This window comes from Parapedobacter sp. GCM10030251 (assembly GCF_042666505.1).
Classification (GTDB): domain Bacteria; phylum Bacteroidota; class Bacteroidia; order Sphingobacteriales; family Sphingobacteriaceae; genus Parapedobacter.
In genome coordinates this window covers 170,950-193,609 of sequence record NZ_JBHTDN010000004.1, presented here as the reverse complement: position 1 = coordinate 193,609, position 22,660 = coordinate 170,950, and the positions used below count along the sequence as shown (strand labels likewise).

The window sequence follows — 22,660 nt, the reverse complement described above, 5'->3', positions numbered from 1 at the left end:
AATAATAGGCATAAAAATAATGCCAGTTGTAGAAGATGGTTTGTTTTTTGTATTCATATTTTCATGGTAGATAAACTATCCGGCTCAATTTCCGAATAAATCAGCATAGGTTTTTTCGAGGGAAAACATTTCATCACGCAGTTTGGCCGCCTGGAGGAAGTCCATCTCTTTAGCGGCTTTTTCCATATCTTTACGTACTTTCTCAATGGCTTGCCGCATTTGGGGCTTGCTCATGTAGGCAACCAGGGGATCCGCCGCTACACTGCTTGTAGGTTCCGGTTCCACGTATATTTTAGCCTCACCCCCTTTAAAATCGGCTACAGAGGTCTGCTCCAGAATGGCCTCCCTCGATTTGCCAACGGTACGAGGTGTAATGCCGTGCTCTTCATTGTAACGGATCTGCTTTTCGCGGCGCCGATTGGTCTCGTCAATGGTTACCCGCATACTTTCGGTAATCGTGTCCGCGTACATGATGACACGCCCTCTATCGTTGCGAGCCGCACGGCCAATGGTCTGAATGAGCGACCGCTCCGAACGCAGGAAGCCTTCTTTGTCGGCGTCCAGGATGGCTACCAATGTAACCTCCGGCAAATCCAACCCCTCGCGGAGTAAGTTTATCCCTACCAATACATCGAATTCACCCAATCGCAATCCCCGTAAAATCTCCACTCGGTCCAGTGTTTTAATTTCGGAGTGAATATACCGCACGCGGATCCCCAGTTTGGCCATGTATTTGGTCAATTCCTCGGCCATACGTTTCGTCAACGTCGTTACCAGCACCCGGCCACCTTCTTTGGTCACCCGGTCCACTTCGTCCAATAGATCGTCCACTTGATTGATCACCGGGCGGATTTCGATTATCGGATCAAGCAGGCCCGTCGGGCGAATTACCTGTTCGACCACTACTCCTTCGGTCTTTTGAAGCTCGTAGTCGCCCGGTGTTGCGCTTACATAGATGGTCTGGGTCACCATTGATTCGAATTCCGGGAAATTCAGCGGGCGGTTGTCCAACGCTGCCGGCAGGCGGAAGCCAAAATCCACCAACGAGAGTTTACGCGATCGGTCCCCGCCGTACATCGCACGGATTTGTGGAATGGTTACATGGCTTTCATCGATTACCATTAAGTAATCATCCGGAAAATAATCCAGCAGACAGAAAGGGCGCATACCCGGTTGCCGGCCGTCAAAAAATCGCGAATAATTTTCGATGCCGCTGCAATACCCCAATTCCCGCATCATCTCCAAGTCGTAGTTGACCCGCTCTTCCAGCCTCTTTGCTTCCAAAGGCTTGCCATCCAGCAACAGCTGTTCCTTCCGCAATTCCAGTTCCTCGCCAATCGCCCACAGCGAATTGACAAACTTTTCACGGGGCGTCACAAACAAATTCGCAGGATACAGGGCCATGGTTTCCATCTTCTCCAGTGTCTTACCGGAAATCGGGTCAATAACACTCAATTCGTCGATTTCATCCCCAAAAAAGGAGATTCGATAGGCTTCATCCATATAGGCAGGAAAAACATCTACCGTATCGCCTTTGACACGGAATGTACCTCGTTTAAAGTCTGTTGTGGTCCGCGCGTAGAGAATCTCGACCAAGCGATGTAAAAAAGCGTTACGGCTCACGACAGTTCCAACCCCAAACCGGAATACCGAGCGCGAAAAATCTTCGGGATTTCCCATACCGTAGATGCACGACACCGAAGAGACGACAATCACGTCACGACGGCCCGACATGAGCGCGGAGGTCGTACGCAGCCTTAGCTTTTCAATTTCATCATTGATGGCCAGATCTTTCTCGATATACGTATTCGTTGACGCAATATACGCTTCTGGCTGGTAATAGTCGTAATAGGAAACAAAGTAATTGACGGCGTTCTCGGGAAAAAACTGCTTGAATTCTCCATATAGCTGTGCTGCCAATGTTTTGTTGTGGCTTAGGATCAATGTCGGCTTCTGGGTTTGCTGGATGACGTTAGCAATGGTAAACGTTTTACCGGAACCGGTGACGCCCAGCAATGTCTGGTACATTTCTCCCGTATTGACGCCCTCGACGAGTTGACGGATGGCCTCGGGCTGATCCCCCGTAGGTATATATTCAGAAGTAAGCTTGAATTTCATGGACGTTCGATCTATTGCCTGGAAATACTACAGGATTTGCAGCCATTTGCAAAGATAACGAAAACTATGTATTTGTGCCGACATAAAACCAAATCCCTGATCACAATGTTTAGGTAAGAAATAGTTATATTTGAACATGCTCCACGTCCTGACCCAACAAAATAGCGCAGCCAATCATTTCCTTGCTGAACTCCGCAATAGGGATGTTCAGCAGGATCGAATGCGTTTCCGGCGGAACTTAGAGCGGCTGGGCGAAATTTTTGCGTATGAGATCAGTAAGACATTAACCTATGAACCTGTCGAGATTGAGACTCCCTTGGGTATTTCCGAAACCGCACTGCTATCCGAGCAACCGGTACTGGCCACGATCTTGCGGGCCGGCATCCCGATGCACCAGGGAATGCTGAATGTATTTGACCAAGCAGATTGCGCGTTCATTGGTGCCTATCGGAAAACCAAAAAAAGCGGAGCTTTCGAAATCCGTAAGGAATACGTAAGCACCGTCAACCTCAACAACCGAACGCTGATTCTCATTGACCCGATGTTAGCAACGGGAAAGACGACTGTTCTCACCTGCAAGGAATTGCTTGATGACTATGATATCGGGTCGCTCATTATTGTATCCGCTATTGCCAGCGAGGAGGGCATCACACACGTACAGGCTTTTTTACCACAAGCACAACTGTGGGTGGGCGATGTAGACAGCGAACTCACCAGCAAAGCGTACATTGTCCCCGGCCTGGGTGATGCCGGAGATTTGGCGTACGGCATAAAGGAGTAATCGGCTATCAACCGACAGCTGTTCAAAACTACCGAAATGTTAATAAAAACTTTACAGTAAGTTATTGGCATTAAGGCGATTAATCGATAACTTTATATCGATTTCAATGTTGTTCTTTTCCGTATCATTCATTAATCCCATCTTATATGACTTGGAAAAAATTCAGTGGCGAACCCATCCGCCAGCCCATTCTCGATGAAGTATCATCCACCATTGCCCGCGAATATCTTTTGGGCAACAAACTGAAAGTCTGCATTGGTACCGATTCCCAAGTGAAAGGTGCTACCACAGAGTTTGCGACCGTGATCGTATTTGTTCGCGAAAAGAAAGGCGGATTTATGTACATCCATCAAGATCGCACCACGCAGAAAATGAGCATAAAAGAGCGGATGCTGGCCGAAGTGCAACGCTCGATAGAAACTGCGTATTCACTATGCGATACATTGGATCGGTATGAGGTGGATCTCGAAGTACATGCCGATATCAATACGAATCCCATGTTCAAGTCTAACCAAGCGCTTCATGACGCCATGGGGTACATCCTAAGCATGGGCTTCGTATTCAAGGCTAAGCCCGAAGCATTTGCCAGTTCGGCCTGTGCGAATAAGATCGTGCAGTAGGAAACACCGAGCGCTACAAAGGCTTGATCCGAATATTTCTGAATTTGACAACCGAGCCATGTCCCAAAAACGCGATATGACCGGCTTTGTTGAAAACAGCTTTGGCATAACTATCTGCAGGCATATTCTTAACAGCCTCTCTTAAATTGGTTTTCAGAATCACTTTGCCGTTTAACTTTACGGATATGTCATCCCCTTTTGCCACCACTTCCTGTGTATTCCACTCGCCTGGCTGCTTCAAATATCCCCTTTTTGCCGGCGAAATACCATAGACCGATCCGTGGTACTGATAGGGTTTTAAGTCCTTATACTGCGGATCTTCGTTGTCTAAAATCTGTAATTCCATACCGCTGTACCCTTGGTCATTCGGCACGATATCATGCCGGATTCCCAAGCCATTGTTGGCCCCGGGAGTCAGCAAAAACTCAAAACGGAGTACAAAATCATCATACTGCTCTTTCGTGTATAAATTACCTCCCATCTCTTGTGCGGGCCGCATGACGATACATCCCTCTTCAAGCACATATTCAGCGGTATTTCCCTGCCAAGCATCCATATTGCTCCCGTCAAAAAGAATGGTAAACCCTTTTTCCCCTTTTTTAGTTTGGGCATGTACCGCTCCAACGGCTAAGACGGTAACAGCCAAAACAGCTATCAATGTTAAAATTTTCTGCATTACTTTACTCATTACTCAATCCTAAGACTTAAACAACCTGACGCTTCACCTGACTTTCAAAACTCAATAAGGCAGCCGATGATGCATCGACGCCAAACGTTACCGATGCAACATTCTGCTTTTCACCGCGTACTGCCTCAAAGAAGTTCTGGAAATGAAGAAAATGTGCATCCGGAAAATCGGCTTTGGCCAAAAACGTATACTCTGTGTCAGAAATTTTCTTGACTTCGCCGAACCCAGGGATGTGGTTAACCGTATTCTCCAACCCTGAAATTTCCGTCGGCTTCATCGTTTTTACCGTAACTGCGCCCCAATTAACGCGCATACTACCCTTACTACCGATGATTTTAAAATTGGTGCTTCCCCAATCGTTTGAAACGCCATCTACTACATTTGCTCCTAACGACATTTTGAAATGTGCCGTTTTGGCATCGTTTTCATAGTCGAATAACGAGTAAATGACGTCGGGAGTATCACGGCTGCCATCGTGGTAATAGAGAATGTCCCCATCCGAATACACTCGATTTGGCTTTGAACTGCCAGTAATAAAGTGAATGCTGGCGATCACATGTACAAACAGATCGCCAGCCAATCCGGTTCCATAATCACTCCAATTGCGCCATGCAAAAAAACGCTGGGGTGCAAAAGGCAGGTTCGGTGCATTCCCTAAAAACTGGTCCCACCAGATGTTTTCCGGTGTTGCATCGGCAGGAGGGTGAAAACCGTTTAATGGGGAAGGCGCCGCAGAAAACCGTGCATCCACGAAATTGATATCCCCGATGATTTTCGAATCCACCAACGCTTTTGCCAGTTGAGTGCCCACCGCCGACACGCCTTGGGTTCCCATTTGAAAAACCTTTCCACTTTCTTTTTGAGCTCTGATCAACGCCCTTCCCTCTGATCTTTTGTGAACGATTGGCTTTTCACAATACACGTGCTTTCCTTTTTTTAGCGCTTCGACCGCAATTTTCTGGTGCCAATGATCGGGGGTTGCAATAATTACCGCATCGACCTGCTCATCAGACAGAATTTGCTTGTAGTCCCTTTCGACCCGGATGTGTTGCCCCCATTGCTTTCTTGCTTCCTCCAATCGTGGTGTATATATATCGCAGACTGAAACCAATTCAACTCCCGGAACCCGGATGGCTGTGTTCGTATCGGCTGTTCCCATCCCTCCCTTTCCAATTAACGCCAACTTAATGGAACGCGGTTCCTTGACAAAGCTAAAAACGGAGGGGCTAACGGCCAACCCGGTTCCTCCGATTGCGACGCTATTAATAAATGATCGTCTATTCATGATAAGCGAATGGAATTACTACGTAGTTATTGTCCGGGTGAATTTTATTGACCGATACTTGATCGATTTCCAACGCCAGCATATATTGGCCATAGTCCACATTGCCGCTAACCAGCTTGTCTTTGAAAACCTGAAAAGTCAGGGCGGTATAATCGGTCCCTTTTGAAATAATCGGGTTGTTCTCGGTCTGATAAACCGACTCCGGGAGCGGTTTATAGGACGTTCCATGCTCTTCATTATATTGCTGTATCAACTCCGTTTGATTAGGAGCTGTACGGACGGTAAAATTGACGTCACGATCGGTTGGATAATTCAATTCTACTTTCAAATAATACCAGAGATTGGACGGACTAACCGACGTAATCGTATTGACGTCTGTTAGGAAACCTGCGGAGGCAAATTGAATATAGGGCTCCAATAACCTGGGAACCAGAATGGTTTGCATTTCCTTTGGATCATTGCCCTGCGGACTCAATACCGTGATGTTACAGGGAATGGCAAAAACAGCGGTGGGATCGCTACTCGTTAGCTCGGTATATTTCTCACTGTCCAACGCCAACTCGAAACTGGCATCGTACCGACCGGATTCCATATCAATCGTTGAATTTTCAAGTGTATATACCGCCGGATCCATCAGTTTGTAGGAAGTTCCATTGACTTGGTTATATTCCGCCAGGAGATCGGGATCAATTGCTAAACGCAACTGGACGGCACGTTGTCCAACGCCCGACTTAATCACATGAACCGAGATGCTTGGCTGTTCAAAATTAAAAACATCAACCTCGTTTAATCCTTCTTCTAGCAAATAAATTTCGTCATCCACCATATTGTTAAGCATGGTATCTTCACATGATAGGCATAAGCTTATACAGATCGCGCTTATCAGCAGTCTGATCGACTGAATTATCTTTATTTTCATCGTTGTTACTTGATTTACCATCCATAATTCTGCGTAATGTTTCGCATCTCACTCAGCTGGTCCTGGTGAATCGGAAAGAAATAGTGCTTGGGCTGAAACACCCGATTTCCCGGAAAAATGGATGAGGTACGTGACCAGGAACCTTCATAAGAGGTTGACGTGAGATTACGTGTATAATAAGGCTCGTTCATTTCCTTTTCCGCGAGCATCCAAGTACGGAGATCGTGATAACGGTGGCCCTCAAACGCCAATTCGACCATACGCTCTTTTCTGATCAACTCCCGCAACAATTCCTGGTTGCCAATCACTTCGGGATACGCAACCTCCAAGTCGTTTAATCCGCTGCGCCTTCTGATCAAATTGATATAAGTTAATGCCTCCGTTTCATCCCGATTGGGTTTCTCGTTGCAAGCCTCGGCGTAATCGAGATAGATTTCGGCTAATCGATAATAAGGCCACGAAAACTGACCCCATTTTCCTTCCTCGATGTCGTTGGTGGGATCACTCATCCGACGCCATAAATAGCCTGACTTCACGCAATCGCCGGTTTGCGTATACGATGATGTACCGCCGGTATAAAAGGTTACCGGCTTTTGTCCGTGGAACGTATTGATCCAATACATACCGTTCGCCAAAATAGATGCATAAAAGCGGGCATCTCGTCCGACCACGCTGTTATGGGCCTTGATTGGTGCAAAATTATCCAATGGATGTATAAAATTTTCGGTGAACCCGGTTTCGACGTATCCAGATTTTGAATCGATAATCGGTGTTCCGTTGGATTCATATCCCGTCACGGGAAAGCGACCCGAAGCGGCCATTGGATAGGTGTCCACCAACTTCAACGAGGGAGCAAATCCTCCGTATCCATCTTTTACAACACGGGGTGGAGCGGCTCGCACATTGTAAGCAAAGCCATCGTTTACCCATCTCGCCCAGATAATCTCGGAATTCCATTTGTCAAAATAAACCCCCATATAAGATTTGATGGCCTTTCGAAAGGGATCTGTCTCGGTCTTGTTTTCGTATAATGTATACTGATTTAAATCAATAAGATCTTTCGCCGCTTTTGCAGCCAATTCCCATTTATTTGGATCGGAGGTTTGCGGAAACAGCAATTCTCCTTTTCTATTCCGCATTCCCTGATATAATTGGGCACCGTTAAACAACGGCCTCGCCATATAAAGCAACAATTCGGCCTTCGCCGCCATCGCGGCGCCTTTTGTTACGCGACCGAGCCATGCCTGATCGGTAATCTGAGCGGGCAAAACCGCAATACTCTTATCGAATTCCGATACAATGAAATCAACGTTAACCGCCAGCGGATGGCGATCAACGGAGTCCGGGGAAATAAGTATGTCCGCGTCCCGATCCCCCCATATAAAAACCGGCCCATACCGGCGTAGCAAACAGAAGTAAAAATATGCCCGCAGAAACCGGGCTTCCGCCTTCATGACGTCCTTGGATTGCTGATTCAGTTCCACATTCTTGTCGACGTTATTCATGAAAATCGTGGCTTGATTTATTCCGCGGTAATTGTGATCCCAAATATGATAATCACCTGTCGTGGGGCCCCAGGAGCCATTGTTTATATTGATCCATGGAACGGCTAACCAGGAGAATAATGCCTCATCACTTAACGGAACCATCCCCCCTTCCCCACTGATCATGTCATTTTCATTGGGGAGAAACCCATATACCTGTGCCAGGTAGGCTTCTGTGGTTTGTCTTTTATTGAAAACTTCATCCAGACTCATCTGGTTTTGAAGCTCTACATCCAGGTATTTTTCGCAGGAGCTAAGTACACCCATCGAAATTATCCCTAAAAATAAATATGAATATAATCTCATCTCGTTTACAATATGATGTTCAACCCGAAATTAAATACACGCATTTGCGGATAGACCCCACCGTAAGAGGTATCCAATTCAGGATCCCAAAGCTTAAATTTACTGAAGGTCAACACGTTTTGCCCTTGAACATACAAACGCACGGTGGAGAGTTTTGCCGAGTTCACCCAAGTCTTCGGCAATGAATACCCCAGTTCGACATTTTTCAGTCGGAGGAAACTCATATCTCGTTGCCAAAATGTGGACGCCTGCGCATTGTTGGTGCTTTCTGTCATGGACAAGCGCGGATAGGTTGCGCTTGGATCGGGGTTGCGTGCAGACCAGCGGCTATCGGCAACATCAGAATAAATTTGCCCGTAAACAAGGATATTTCCGCTTTGGCCGTATAAAGGTCCTCCGCCTATGATACGGGTCACGTTGCCAACGCCATGAAAAAATGCCGATACATCAATTCCTTTATAGGACATACTGGCGCCAAAACCGTAGTTCAATTCCGGTATGTGGGTATGACCGATGGCTATCTGATCGTAAGAATCGACCACGCCATCGCCATTGATATCTTTGTACTTGATATCTCCGGGGTGTACGGTTGAGAATTTCTGTTGAGGGCTGTTCGCTATTTCCTCTTCAGACTCAAACAATCCAAGAGCAATTAAGCCCCGCTGCTGATATAATCGCTGGCCGACTTCAGCCTGGTATGCCCAGATAGGCGTCGGTCTATCATCGTATATTTTCTTATTACGATTGTAGGTAAAATTCCCTCGTCCCTGAAAAACGAAGTCGCCGCTTTGATGCGAAAATTCGAAGGAGGCGTCAACGCCCTGATTTTTCATACGCCCCAGATTCACGTATTGTTGCACGTTGATACCAACGACAGACGGGACACTTTCCTGAAGAATATAAATTCCTTCCCGTTTTTCAGAAAAATAATCCGCATTGATGGTCAATTTATTGAATAACCCCAGCTCGATCCCGATGTTCCGTTTAATGGCACTCTCCCACGAAACATTGGGATTGCCCGGGTGTCCGGTCGCAATCCCACCTTTCCACTGTTGCCCGGTGCTTCCGAAATGATAACCGCCGGTCCAAGCCATTTCAGAATTATAGGCGAACCGTCTGTCGCCCCCTATTTGATCGTTGCCGATCTCTCCCATGGATCCCCGGATTTTCAAATGGCTAACGGTAGGCAATAAATCGCTGAAAAAGCGCTCGTTGCTAACGATGTATCCCAAGGCCAATGAGGGGAAAAATCCAAAGCGCCTACCGGGAGCAAAATTCTCCGAGCCATTATAGCCAAAGTTTCCTTCTATAAAATAACGGTCCGAAAAGGAATACGTAACCCGTGACGCGATCCCCATATTCCGGAAGGGGAATGCGGCGATGTAGTCAGCAGGAAAATTGTTGGTTCGCTGCCGCATACTGAAAAGGAACAAGCCTCCCACCCGGTGTTTATCCGCCAGCAATCGGTCATAGGTCAACGAAGACTCCAGATTGATCGTCCGCTCGCCCCGGTTTGAGCGCGCCAACGATAAATAGTCGCTCCCATCCGCGTTCTTGTGTAAGATGAGGTTTCCCTCCGCATCCCTTCCGGTCGCATAATAGGTCGCCGGGTTTTTGCGTTTGTCTAACGTAGAGCCATTGAACGCATCCCAGGAAAACTTTACGTTTGCTTTTAAACCGGGAGTCACCAGTTTAGAAAAATCCTGGGTCAGACTTACCAACGACTGAGCATTATTCCAGAAATCTTCCGAAAAACCCGTACTATTTAATGCGTAATAAGGGTTTTGCCCTACGAGCGGTTGCGCGTGGGTTCCATCTGAATACACGGTTGGAATGGCAATCGGTGTGGTATGCAAAACCATTTCATACATGGTGGCCATATCCACGCCAAGCCTATTTTTGGTTTCGTACTGGTTAGACAAATTTAAACTCAATTCCGTGGATGGCGATAATCGGATATCCAGGTTTGAACGGAAATTGATCTTATCGTAATTTACCGAAGGGTCATAATTGGGCGATTTGTTCGGCTTAAAAATACCGTTCTCGCGCAGATAGGAGCCCGACACATAATATCGAACAACATCACCGCCACCCGTTACATTGACATTCAACCGATCGTTAGTGGTAGTATTTTTGAATATTTCATGCATCCAATCCACGTTGGGATAAATATCCAAATCCACCTTATTTACATACTTATCTTTCAGCTCTTGGGGATAGGCATATCTTGACGTACCTTCAAAATTAATATCATTGTAATAATCAATCCACTGGGATGCGTTTGCTAATTCAGGCAACCGGGTAGGTTGGAGCACTCCTCTCTCGAAACGAGCGTTGATCAGTGGCTTTTCAGATTTTTTTCCGCGTTTTGTAGTGACCAAAACGATACCGTTCGCTCCCCTTACGCCGTAAACAGCTGTTGCGGTAGCATCTTTTAAAATCGAAAAAGACTCTACATCCTCAGGGTCTACCAAATCCAAGGGTCGCTCAATACCGTCTACCAGAATCAGCGGCCGGTTGTTAGCTCCAAAGCTGCTGACCCCCCGAATCCAGAACGATGCACCTGATCCTGGTTCCCCTGACCCTTGTACGGAGACGATGCCCGCCATTTGGCCCGCCAAACTGCTGCTTATTTTAGCCACAGGCACCTTCAAATCGTTTGGGGAGACCGTGGTGATAGCGCCGATAACGCTGGCTTTACGCTGCGTACCAAATGCGACAACGACTGCTTCATCGAGATTGTCAACCACAGGCACCATTGCCACATTAATGATATTGTCTTTTTGGATGGCCTGTTCACTGGGTTCAAAACCGACGATCGTGAATAGCAATCCCGTTCCGCCAACCGGAATTTCAATTTGATACCCACCAGTGGCATCGGTCTGCACCGCTACGTTAGTTCCTTTTACGGTCACGGTCACTCCCTCCAACGGATTGCCCAGTTCATCGGTGACTTTACCTGCGATGATCCGGCTTTGCGGAGCTCCCCGTTGATAACGAATGGCCTCAAAGGGCTTAGGTTTTGCTCTTCCAATCAATATCGTCTTTTCCCGGACGTCGTACGTTAACGACTGATCTTCCAACACGTCGCTTAAAAAAGTGAGCAACGGCACCTGTTTGACGGTTATGTCGATTGGATGGGTGTGCTCCAGAAAGCGAACGTTGTAAATGACTTTGTAATCCGTTTGTTTTTGTATGACTTGAAAGATCTCTTTCAATGAATACCTTTTGGCCTCAAGCGTGATGGTTTGCGAATAAGATGCGGCACTGAGGTGGAGGCATCCGACCCACACAAACATCGCCGTCAATTTCATAGTGAACAGTAATTTTTTTATGCCTTGACGACCGGACGGCCGTATCAAAGCGTTCATAATCACATACATGGTCTACATCTATACCGCAATCCGGTTTTTATTCCTAAGTTTGCGGTGATTGGATAATTTGATTAGTTTCTACAGACAAAAATTCGGTTATCCAACATGGCAGGGAGGATGGTGATGCTTTCTCCCTGCATGTTTTTACTCCGAATCGGTTAACTAGTATTGGTCATGTTCATAGGTAAATTTTTTAGTTGCCAATTATTCGATGATTAATTTTTTATCCGATATAGAATACTTGATTTCCGAAACTGTCAATAGCTGCAATACCGTCTGTAACATCACATCCCTTGACATGCTTCCGCTGAATCTATCTGCCGGCACCTCCCTTTCATAGACGATCTCCACGTTGTACCAACGTTCGATCTGCTTCATCATATCAACAAACGGCGTATTGTCAAAATAAAAGTCGCCATTCTTCCAGGCCACCGATGAGGTCGGGTCGACGGATCGTTTGCGAAGATTTCCCTGTGTCAATACACCTTGTTCTCCCGGTGAAAGCGCAATATGCTCTCCGGATGACTCCACCTGTAGTCGCACGGCTCCTTCAACCAGGGTCGTTTTCACTTCTGTATCGTCTATGTACGCTGAAATATTAAATTGTGTCCCTACTACGGTAATCTCCTGGCCACTGCTGATTACTTTGAATGGCCTACTCGCGTCTTTGGCCACTGAAAAATAGGCTTCGCCTTCTATTTCGACCACCCGCTCATTGCCAAAGAACCGCTCGGGATATTTCAATGTGGACGCCGCGTTCAACCAAATTTGGGTTCCGTCGGACAACGTAACCCGGTAGGTACCGCCTTTTGGGGTGCTGAGCGTGAGCGAGCGGGTAAGCGGATGACCATCTGTCGACTTATTCCGTCGTTCACCAACTACCGCAGTCCCATCAAGGTATGTAATGCCTTCGCCAACGATGATTCCATTTTGTGCCTCACTTAAATTTACCACACGACCGTCGGCAAGCGTCAGCGTAGCCCGGTTTCCACCAGGCGCTACATCGTTTGATTTCGGGGTGGTGGCTTCGGCTTTCGATTGTATGCGTAATCCATCATGAAGGTACCATACACCTATCAATCCGGCGACAAATAGCGCCGCTGCATATGGCAACCACAGAAATTTTCTTCGGCGCAATCCTGTTTTTTCAGTTTCATAGATCTCCCGCAGTTCTTCCAGGCCGCCGGCATCATGCTGTGCATATTGATTAAACCAGGTGTGCAATCGCGCTTGTTCCTCAGGCGTACACTGCCCCTGTCGATACCGTTCAAACAATTGCCTAATTTTCTCGCGATCCTGCATACAGTTTACAATTGACTCCCAAGGTTCTCATCCCTTTATACGTTATACGAATGGCCAAGGCAAAGGTTATAGTCGAAAAGATTTTTTTTAGAGATATAGCAGAAGCATCGAAACCAGGCGTTGGAGCTTGCCCCGCAAAATACGAACCGCTTGGTGCTTATGTTGCTTAACCGTCCCCTCACTAATCGCCATCCGCTGGGCGATTTCCTTATTGCTCAAGTGTCCGTGCCAGGACAATTCGTACACTTCCCGCATTTTGGGCGGCAGTTGGTTGATTTTTTCTTCCAGAAGTTGTTCCAGTTCGCGCGCAAGTACGGTTTCCTCGGTGGTTTTGGCGCTCTGTTGCTCAAAGGCTATAAAAGAATTGATGTATTCGTCAAAGTATTTGCTGCGGCTCATCAACGAGAGAACTCGGTTTCGTAATACCGTATAAAGGTAGCCCTTGATATTGCCGGACGCATCGATACGATCCGCTCGTTGCCACACATCGGAAAAAAGTTCCTGCACGGCATCGTGTGCTTCGTCTTCGTCACGCAGCAAATGGTACGCAGAAAGGTACATATGATTACGATGACGCTCGTAAAATAGGGTAAACGCCTCCTTATCGCCCTGCTGGATGCGCAAAACGAGGACGTCGTCTGTGGTAACCAGACTATCTTGATAGCTTTGATCCATAACCTTCTCCTGTCGCAAGTGATGAGAACCTCAGGAGTAACTGGATATTAGCTTTCTATTTGATTAGTTATCCTTTTTGCAAACTTAGGTAAATTAATTGGTAAAAAGCAACAGCAAGACCGCGCTAATAGAGCGGTCTTGCTGTGATCTAATAGATGATAAATTACGTTAGCGCTTCCCTGCGTCTATCCAGCTTTGGAAATCCCGCCAGTCATAATAGTGAAAAACCATTCCGTTGCTCATGGCTACCAACAGTCCCCGGGAAAAATTACCGCCCAGGTTTACCGCCGTCACATCGGCTCCGTCGCACTCAATGGTGGAAACCGGCACTTCCGCAATGAGTTGATGACGATGCGGCTCACCTGCAGCGCCCTCACGCGCATACACGAGGAACGTATTAGCCTGTTGGTTGGATACCAAAATATAACCGGTATGGTCAGTGCTCTTATAGATGGCAATGCCTTCATGATCATCTTTGGCGTCGCCTTCCGCAAACAAAGCAAGTTCTTCATCGTTGCCTGCCTCTGGATCGGCGTGGTACTTGCGTACGCCAACTCCCTCGTCTGAATAATAAAGATAACCTAATTCATTATCCACCGCAATGGCTTCGATTTCTTTCTTGCCACTGTACTGTCCAAACTTACGTACGAGCTTTGCATGCACCGCATGACCGATACCCTCAAGACGGTATTGCCACAAATAACCTTCCCGTGGCCCGGACTTCCGGCCCACGATGGCAAAAATTGCCGAATCGGCCGGGCGTGCATACAATGCCACCCCCATGGGTGCCGTTTCGTCCTCGCCCGTTTCGCCTTCAAACACCGGTATGCCGCCGCCATCGATGGCTTGCAAATCGGGCAAGCGGAACACACGAATGCGGTTTTCCTCCCGCTCGGTAAGCACAGCGATGTCTACCAACGTGTCTCCGAGACGCAACCCATACGCGATGTCTACGTTATTCGGCCGTTTTAAACCGATGACTTTGTTAACGATGTTTCCGGCCAAATCGTAGGCATACAATCCTCCTTCTGTATCCTTATCGGTACCTACAATCAGACTTTTGGATGAATCCGTCGGGTGAATCCAGATGGCCGGGTCATCCGTATCGTGCGGTGTCGGTTGTGTGACGGCAACCGGTTTCAAAGCATCCTCCCGCACAGGTGCCAGCCCTTGGTCACACCCCATAACGGCTAATGCCATTCCTATCAACCCAATGATTTTTTTCATAACGCAGTTCCTCTGTTAGTTAACAATCCATTGCAGACCAATCACATATCCAATTTTATACCTAAATTATACCTTGGTCGGTAATATTCCATCTGCATGGTGCGCGAAGCAATCCCTTGGTAGTAACGCAGGGGTTGATTGGTTAAGTTATTAGCTTCCCCGAATAAACGCAGGCTTTTGGTGATGCGATACGACGCGTTGGCATCCAGGAAGGTCTGTTGGTCATAATAGCGGTCTTCAAAGGCATTGCCTCCCAGTTCATCCAGGTAAGCCGCCGCATAATTCAGCGATAACCGGGCACTGAAACGCTGATTCTCCCAGGAAAGTGAGCCATTCAGCATATGGGGTGCCGTACCCGGCAGACTTAACCCCGTGCGCTCTTCGCCGTCTTCATTGGTAATGCCCTTGGCTTCCGATTCAGTAAACGTATAATTGACGTACACCCCGAATCCTTTCAGAAACTTACTCGAGAAAAAGTCCAGCTGCCGTTGGAAAGCCACTTCGAATCCATACACCTGCACGTTCTCTCCATTCTGTGCCTGCACGAACGTCCAGTTTGCGCCAACCGGAATCGGGTTATTCAAGTCCGCGAAATCCCGGCCGAATTTCTCTGCGGTATATTGTTCATCCCGCTTGTTGTAGATAAAATCGTTTATACGCTTGTAGAATGCCCCTCCCGACACCAAGCCAACCGATCGAAAATAATATTCACCCATCAAATCAAAATTCCATGCATAGGAAGCAGCAAGGTCTGGATTTCCGGCAAATAATTCGTCATCGCTCGGGCGAGAGTCAACGTAAGGCGCCAGGGCATAGTAATTTGGCCGGGCGATGCCTGTGGTAAATGCTGCATGGATTATCAGGTTGGACAATGGAGTGTACTTGAAACTCACGTTCGGCAGCACATTCACGTAACTGTTCTCAACTTTACGTTGCCCTTCAAGGTCTTCTTCGTCTTCAATGATGTTACCTGTATACGTGATACCGGTACGTTCGACGCGCGCACCGAGGATCATCGATAACTTGTCACTTAGGTCCTGGTCCCAACGTAAGTATCCTGCCACAATGTTTTCTTTTGCATGATAATTTGCAGCTAGGTATTCAGTAGGGTCCGCTTCCGGCTCAAATTGCGTGACGTCCGACAAGGGCAGCCCGCCCAGGAAGTCTTCCGATGGCAGTATGCCGATCGCATATTTATTATCCGGATTCCATTGCATTCCGTGTAGATCGTTGACAGGAATCTGATCAAGGTCAAAATTGATGTTACCAACTGGTTTATATTCGTAAAAAATATTGTTCCGATCTTTGGATTTCAATCGCACCCTGCCACCGAACCGCAACCGTCCTTTCTGACCGGAAATCACATTCAGCGGCACTCGGAAGTTCAGTTTGGCACCGAACTCTTCCTCAACCGTCTTTTCATTCTGTTCGGTTACTTTATCAAATTGATAATCGGCCAGACCGGCACTGCTTACCTGCGTAAGCAACGGTTGCCTCGTTGGACCAAAATTGGCATTGAAGGCGATACCGGGTTCGTCTTCCGGCGCATCTTCGTCAAAAGGTATCTCGTATTCGATGTAGCGTTCGTTGGGCCGGTATTCACTCGCTCTGGCGAAATTGGCCGACCAATCCATGTCCAGCGACGGTCCGAAAAGATGATTCCCTCCCAAGCTATAATTCTGCACGCGCTGCTCTTCCAACCGCCGCTGTTTTACCCGGTTGTTGTCAATGCCGCCTTTGGTTTCCAGTGACATTGCTCCTTGGTATCCGATGATGTTGTCGTTGGCATCGTACGTAGGTATTAAGTCCTTTGCATTCCACCGGAATCGGTTCTCCCAATCATCCCGCCAATTATACATGGCGTTGATATATAAGGAGTGGCTGGAATTCAATTGAAAATCAAACGCAGTGGCCAAGCTACGCCGCGTACGGCGAACATCGTATTTGCGGATATCCTGCTCCTCGATATACACATTTCCAAAATCGTCTTCAGCCCATACGGCTTCCACGTTGTCGGAACCGTAGTCGTTGTCGTTGTAGGAACCGCTGATCACCATGCCGATGTTATCGTTAGCGAACCGATTGCCATACACAAATGCGCCTGTATAGGCTGCTTTTTCGCGAATCGGATTATAGCCCCCACCCAGCGTGGCCGATATCCGTTGGCCATTGGGCGTGGCTCTCGTCACCAAGTTTACCGAACCGCCAATCGCATCGGCATCCATATCGGGCGTGAGGGTTTTGTTCACCACGATGGTCTGGATCATATCGGCGGGAATCAAGTCCATCTGTACGTTGCGGTTATCACCTTCGGCAGACGGGATACGATCGCCGTTTAGCGTCACTGAATTTAAAGAGGGAGCCAACCCGCGGACAATGATGTTGCGCGCTTCCCCCTGATCGTTCTGCATGGTGATCCCCGGCACCCGTTTCAGTGCGTCCCCGATGTTCGCGTCGGGGAAACGGCCCACCTGATCGGCACTGATCACGTTCGTAATATTGGGGTTATTTTTCTGTTGGTTCAATGCGGCGGCCTGTCCCCTCAAGCGATCGCCCAATACGACAACTTCACCAAGTTCGGTCCCCCCCGCTTCCAAAGAGAAGCTTAATTCTGTATTCTTCCCTGATTCTACGGTTACTGTAGCCGTTTTTGTGCCATAACCGAGGTAATTCACCGATACGGTGTACGTACCGGCCGGTACACCCAAAAATTCATAATCGCCTGTCTGCGTAGAAACGGTGTAACGGTTGTGGGTGCTGATCCTAAGCGTAGCGCCCGGCAATGATAGCCGCGTTGCACTGTCGACCACCTTTCCGGAGATTACGCCGCTTTGCTGGGCAGCACCGGAAAAGGACAACAATGCGACGAGGCAGAGTGTAAATATGTATCGCATAGTTAAGTTTTTTGCAATACTATTACACGAAAATTAATTAACTGTTACCTGTAAATCAATTAATAACTGATGAGCTTTTTGCAGGTTACTTCGATCGTATGTAGATTACGGCTCCCAGGAGAAAACCAATATATCACCCGGCGCTACCGACAATCTGCTGACGTAGCTGTCAGCGCTCACCGTACTCCCATCTTTCAATACACGGTTCAATCGTTTATCTCCCTCAACGGTCACAGCCATGCTTTGCTGAAAATCGCGGTTTACCACAACTAGATAGGATTTGTTATCTTTCTTCAGCATCGATACAATTGCTCCCGTTCCTTCCGTTTCAAACCGGGTAATCACATCGGGCAGCTCTCCCAATCGGCGGGTTCCCCGTGGAATCTGGTCGCCCGTATGCGCTACTGATACCACCTCAGCGTCTAAAAACACGTGGGACAAACCGGCAATTTCATGGTTCATCTGTGTGACATAGTCGTAAACTTCCGTACGCTTTTTTGTATCATACTCAATGGGGCCGTGATGAAAATCCCAGGTACCCGGCTGCGGTGTCCAGTAGGTAAAATATTGAATACCCTGGGCGCCATAAGCTAAATTACTATATACCTGCAACCTGATTTCCGCTGGTGTGGGAATGGGATACGGTTTATGGGCAACGGTTAACGCGAATGCCCAAAAGGGCTTTCCCGCATTGCGGGCTTCATCCGAGAAAATCTCCAGGTTTTCATAGAACTCCGGCCGCATCGTCCGATTGCCCGTTTCATCCACGACAATCGGATAATGATCGAACGATAGCAGCTGAAGGGGCACCTCCTTAATGAACAACTGCACATATTCCCGATAGGTTTCGGTACCTAAGCCTTCTTTGGTTGCATAATTGGGTAAAAGATTGAGGTAGCAGAAGTGTTCGTTGTCAATTGCCTGAATTCGTCTTGCCCATTTTCCTAATCCGGGAAAATCAGCCCGATCGGGTTCATCCCTCAGAAAATAGCCCGCCAATGCCGGATGATTCTTGAATCGCCGAACGATTTTTTCAGGCTCCTTTTCCAATTCCGGGCAATGAACGATCATTTTCACTCCGGCCTTCCGGGCCGATTCCATGGCAACAGCCAGGTCCTCGACGTTATCAAAAAAAGTGAAATTGTGGGTGATTCCTGATTGGCGTAGTTCCTGATAACGGGCCACGGTGCTTTCTGAAGGGGAAACGCCATACCATGCCAAAACAGGAATTTGTTCGGCCGAACGCTTTTTATGCTGGGCAAACGATAAGGTAGTACATCCGATCAGACTGACGACAAAGAAAAGGTATTTCATTACAGTGGCTTATAGGGTTTATAAAGGTTAACCTATCACAAACCGCTGGCGAACATAGCGGTTTATGGGTGCAGGTGCAACCTGCACCGTACTGGATAGAACCGATACTTTATCCGGATCGGCCGTCCTGCTGTCGTATGGGCCGACAGCAGGACGGCCTCTTCCGTTAATTCTTTTGGACTGCGGGTGCGGATAGCACCTGCTTCTCGTCAAGCAGCTGTCGTTCCAACGTGGCATAATCCACCTCCTGCACGGCAACATCGCCGTCAATTGCCAGTGAAGCCGCCAGCGCAGCGCTCTGCCCCAGTATCATGAATACCGGCTCCATGCGGATGCTACCAAAAGCGATGTGCGAACTCGACAGACACACCGGCACCAGCAAATTGGTACATTCTTCCTGCTTTGGCACCAATGAACCGTATGAAATCTGATAAGGCTGCCCCGGATGCACACCGATATCTCCTTCGTTCTGTACATACCCATCCGGTTTTACATAACGCTGCACATTGTGCGAATCCAACGTGTAGGAACCCATCCCAACCGGGTCAGCGATCTCTCGTTCGCTGAATGTATCGTGCTCGGTCATCACGTATTGCCCCACCATCCGCCGTGCCTCACGGATGTATAACTGGTGCGGCCAGTTGCCATTGTCTGTAAACTCGTCTGCCGCCAGTCCCCACTGCGCCATTTCCTCCCGTACATCCGCAGGCACCCTCGGATCGTTCGCGAGAAAATACATCAGTCCTTTCTGGTAATTTTCATGCTCCCGGATAATCTCCCGCCGGCGCTCGTAGCTCGCCTCCGGGTAATCGTAATTCATCCCAATGAAATCTGTGCTGAACGGTCCGTGGTTGTTGGTGTCGGTCTTCCGGTTAGGGATCGGATCAAACTTCCGGAAGGTTTCCCGCCAGCCTGATGCGAACACCCGCGCCAGCAGCTCGTAGTTCTCCGGGTTGTAATGGTCCGGTTTCGGGAATGCCACCCGGTTATCCGGGTGATTGCTCAGACACATCCGGAAGCAGTAGGCCTGTACGCGATGGTCGCCGGCGCCGTACTCTCCCGGGTGCTCGCCTGATACGCCATATAATAAGCCACTGGTACTGTCACCGGGCACTTTGTACGGACTGATATCGCTCTTGAACCAGTGGTCGTGATGCAACACGCCTGTTTGTACACCGTTCCATTTTTCGCCGTAGACACTGTTCGCCTCGCGGCCCACATGGTAGCTCACCCCGGCTGCCGCCATCAGGTCGCCCTCGTAGGTTGCATCGATAAAAACCCGGCCTTTATACGTGTTGCCGTTTAGTACCGTAATCGACACGATGCGCCCCTCTTTGACCACGACGCCCCCGTCGCGGTCCAACCATTCGTCCCTCCGAACGTCGATGTTGTATTCCTTTACGTAATCCTCGAATACCTTTTCGGCTACATGGGGTTCAAAAATCCACATCGTCCGGGCATTTCCGTCCATAGCAGGTGTTCCCTGCCCCTTGTTGCCATATTCCGAATGCTTCTGCCATTGCCAAGCGGCACTGTCTTCGTAATGCAGGTACACCCGGTGATAAAAATCGCGGGCCAAACCACCGATTACCGACTTATTGCCCGTATCGGTAAAACCCAACCCGCCTGACGACAATCCGCCAAGATGCTTGTCGGGCGAAACGACGATAACCGATTTACCCGATTTCGTCGCCTGAACCGCCGCGGTGATTGCCGCTGAAGTGCCGCCGTAAATAATGACATCTGCATCAAATACGTCGTCCTTGCTACAGGAGAAAAATGGAAAAACAATAGTCAGTAAAAACAAAAGTGATTTTGGTGTTCGTATCATAACATCATTTTATATGGTGGCTTTATAAACTCATTCGTTGATTCCTATTTATCGATCTGAATCTCCAGTATCTGCCTATCTTTTAACAACGTGTTTCTCAATGCCGCGTAATCGACATCCTGCACGGCCACTCCTTCATCGATAGCCTGACAAGCTATGGTAGCCGCCGACTGTCCCAATACCATAAACACCGGTTCCATACGAATGGAGCCGAAAGCGATATGCGTAGCACTCACACAAACCGGAACAAGAAGATTTCCGCATTCTTTTTTCTTCGGAACGATTGACCGGTAGCTGATCGGGTAGGGACGATGACCGTGCGCTTCCACATTACCCTCGTTCTGCACGAATCCGTTCACATCCACGTATCTTTGTATGTGGTGCGAGTCCATCCCGTATGCTCCCATACCCACCGGGTCCTCAACGACATCTATTCGCTCACAATTTTTCTGCGTCATTACGTAATCGCTCATCATACGCCGTGCCTCGCGGATATAAAGCTGTTGCTGCCAGCCATCGCTTCCCAGCTCATACTCATCCTTACACGTACCCCACTTTGACACCGCGTCCCGCACTTTTTTAGGAATCCGGGGATGATAAGCCAGCGTCCACATCAACCCCTGTTGATAGTCCCTGTGCGCTTGAACAATTCGTTCCCGCTCTTCATACGACGCTTCGGGGTAGTCGTAATTCTGTCCGATGAAATCGGTGGAAAACCCCTTCTGGTTATTGGTATCGGTCTTCCGGTTGGGCATGGGTGAGTTGATCCAGGGCACCAACTTGTCGCCATAAGGATACATCTCTTCAATCGGTCCCGGTGCTGCTTCGTAGTTTCTGAACAGCAACTCGTAGTTCAACTCTTTATAATTTTCGGGCTTTTTGAAGGGAATCCGGTTATCCGGATGGTCGGTTAGTGTCATCCGGAAGCAGTAAGCCTGTATTTTACGGTCGCCGTCCCCATCCACGCCCGGGGGTTCTTCAGAGATATAGGGCAGCAGTCCACTTTCTGGATTTCCTTTAACGACGTACGGATCAACCCGGTCAATAAAATTGTGATTGTACGCGTTCCGGGAAACTGTCCAATTCAGTGTCCGGCCTATTCTGTTGGCTTGCACACCATTTAACGTTTCCCCATATTCGCGGTTAGACTCCCTTCCTACGGCGTAACTGACTCCGGCAGCGGCCATCAGGTCTCCCTCGTAGGTTGCGTCAATAAACATTTTCCCGGTATATCGTGAGCCGCTTTCCATTTCAATTGATGCAATTTGGCTGCCGTTTTTACGGACGCCGGTAGCCCTGTTCAATCGTTCGCCATAGATAACATCCACTTTCTCGTTTGAGAGCATTTGGTGATAGACCTTCAATGCAGCCGAAGGTTCGAATGTCCACATCGCATCCTCGCCCTTTTCAGTTCTCGTTTGTCCCTCATCCAGGTACTCACCCCGGTCTTGCCAACGCCAATTTTTCGGGTCGTCGTAATGTTTCCGGATATTTTGATAAAACTCGCGAGAAATTCCGCCAATCACAAATTTGTTTCCGATATCGGTTTGCCCTAATCCACCGGTTGTAAGTCCGCCAAGGCGATGAGTCGGTTCAATAATCACGACCGATTTCCCCATCCTCGATGCTTGGATGGCGGAAGCAATTCCGGCAGAAGTACCACCGTAGACAACCACATCATACTTTTTTTCCTTTCCGGATACCGTCGAATGATTCAGGATCAATAAGGCAACGCTTACACTAAATAACCAGATAATTCTTTTTGATCTCATAACTCCTATG

15 protein-coding genes are annotated in these 22,660 nt (G+C 48.2%); 2 read left to right on the top strand and 13 right to left on the bottom strand.

Annotated elements, in window-relative coordinates; translation table 11 throughout:
- Positions 1 to 84 precede the first annotated feature (84 nt).
- Complete coding sequence (gene uvrB / locus ACFQRK_RS13030; protein WP_379007323.1) at positions 85 to 2,118, bottom strand: excinuclease ABC subunit UvrB; 2,034 nt, start codon at positions 2,116 to 2,118, stop codon at positions 85 to 87.
- 136 nt (positions 2,119 to 2,254) lie between these two features.
- Here uvrB and upp point away from each other — a divergent pair, with 136 nt between their 5' ends.
- Both upp and ACFQRK_RS13020 read left to right on the top strand, forming a co-directional pair.
- On the top strand, positions 2,255 to 2,899 hold the full coding sequence (gene upp, locus ACFQRK_RS13025) for a uracil phosphoribosyltransferase (RefSeq protein WP_379007321.1): 645 nt from the start codon (positions 2,255 to 2,257) through the stop codon (positions 2,897 to 2,899).
- Positions 2,900 to 3,045: 146 nt separating this feature from the next.
- Entirely contained in the window at positions 3,046 to 3,519 is a 474-nt protein-coding gene (locus ACFQRK_RS13020; protein ID WP_379007319.1) for a ribonuclease H-like YkuK family protein, read from the top strand.
- 13 nt (positions 3,520 to 3,532) lie between these two features.
- Here the strand turns inward: ACFQRK_RS13020 and ACFQRK_RS13015 are convergent, their stop codons facing one another.
- The 12 genes from ACFQRK_RS13015 to ACFQRK_RS12960 form a co-directional block, all read right to left on the bottom strand.
- Positions 3,533 to 4,195 (bottom strand): DUF1080 domain-containing protein, encoded by a 663-nt coding sequence (locus ACFQRK_RS13015; RefSeq protein ID WP_379007317.1) that lies wholly within the window; start codon positions 4,193 to 4,195, stop codon positions 3,533 to 3,535.
- 28 nt (positions 4,196 to 4,223) lie between these two features.
- The gene (locus ACFQRK_RS13010; RefSeq protein ID WP_379007314.1) at positions 4,224 to 5,492 is read right to left on the bottom strand and encodes a Gfo/Idh/MocA family protein; all 1,269 of its coding nucleotides are present in this window, start codon (positions 5,490 to 5,492) and stop codon (positions 4,224 to 4,226) included.
- Complete coding sequence (locus ACFQRK_RS13005) at positions 5,485 to 6,411, bottom strand: DUF1735 domain-containing protein (protein ID WP_379007312.1); 927 nt, start codon at positions 6,409 to 6,411, stop codon at positions 5,485 to 5,487. The genes ACFQRK_RS13010 and ACFQRK_RS13005 overlap by 8 nt, the downstream gene beginning before the upstream one ends.
- A gap of 14 nt (positions 6,412 to 6,425) precedes the next feature.
- The gene (locus tag ACFQRK_RS13000) at positions 6,426 to 8,261 is read right to left on the bottom strand and encodes a RagB/SusD family nutrient uptake outer membrane protein (protein WP_379007309.1); all 1,836 of its coding nucleotides are present in this window, start codon (positions 8,259 to 8,261) and stop codon (positions 6,426 to 6,428) included.
- Between the two features lie 5 nt (positions 8,262 to 8,266).
- Positions 8,267 to 11,575: a SusC/RagA family TonB-linked outer membrane protein gene (locus ACFQRK_RS12995; RefSeq protein WP_379007307.1), complete on the bottom strand. Its 3,309-nt coding sequence runs from the start codon at positions 11,573 to 11,575 to the stop codon at positions 8,267 to 8,269.
- A gap of 264 nt (positions 11,576 to 11,839) precedes the next feature.
- Positions 11,840 to 12,937 (bottom strand): FecR family protein, encoded by a 1,098-nt coding sequence (locus tag ACFQRK_RS12990; protein ID WP_379007304.1) that lies wholly within the window; start codon positions 12,935 to 12,937, stop codon positions 11,840 to 11,842.
- Between the two features lie 87 nt (positions 12,938 to 13,024).
- Entirely contained in the window at positions 13,025 to 13,612 is a 588-nt protein-coding gene (locus tag ACFQRK_RS12985) for an RNA polymerase sigma factor (protein WP_379007302.1), read from the bottom strand.
- 168 nt (positions 13,613 to 13,780) lie between these two features.
- Entirely contained in the window at positions 13,781 to 14,839 is a 1,059-nt protein-coding gene (locus ACFQRK_RS12980; RefSeq protein WP_379007301.1) for a phytase, read from the bottom strand.
- A 41-nt stretch (positions 14,840 to 14,880) separates the two neighbouring features.
- A complete protein-coding gene (locus tag ACFQRK_RS12975) occupies positions 14,881 to 17,733 on the bottom strand; it encodes a TonB-dependent receptor (protein WP_379007299.1) in 2,853 nt (950 codons plus the stop codon).
- 105 nt (positions 17,734 to 17,838) lie between these two features.
- Positions 17,839 to 19,047, bottom strand: a complete 1,209-nt coding sequence (locus ACFQRK_RS12970) for a beta-galactosidase (RefSeq protein ID WP_379007298.1) — start codon at positions 19,045 to 19,047, stop codon at positions 17,839 to 17,841.
- Positions 19,048 to 19,213: 166 nt separating this feature from the next.
- Positions 19,214 to 20,878: an FAD-dependent oxidoreductase gene (locus ACFQRK_RS12965; protein WP_379007295.1), complete on the bottom strand. Its 1,665-nt coding sequence runs from the start codon at positions 20,876 to 20,878 to the stop codon at positions 19,214 to 19,216.
- A 44-nt stretch (positions 20,879 to 20,922) separates the two neighbouring features.
- Complete coding sequence (locus tag ACFQRK_RS12960) at positions 20,923 to 22,650, bottom strand: FAD-dependent oxidoreductase (protein WP_379007293.1); 1,728 nt, start codon at positions 22,648 to 22,650, stop codon at positions 20,923 to 20,925.
- Positions 22,651 to 22,660: the final 10 nt, after the last annotated feature.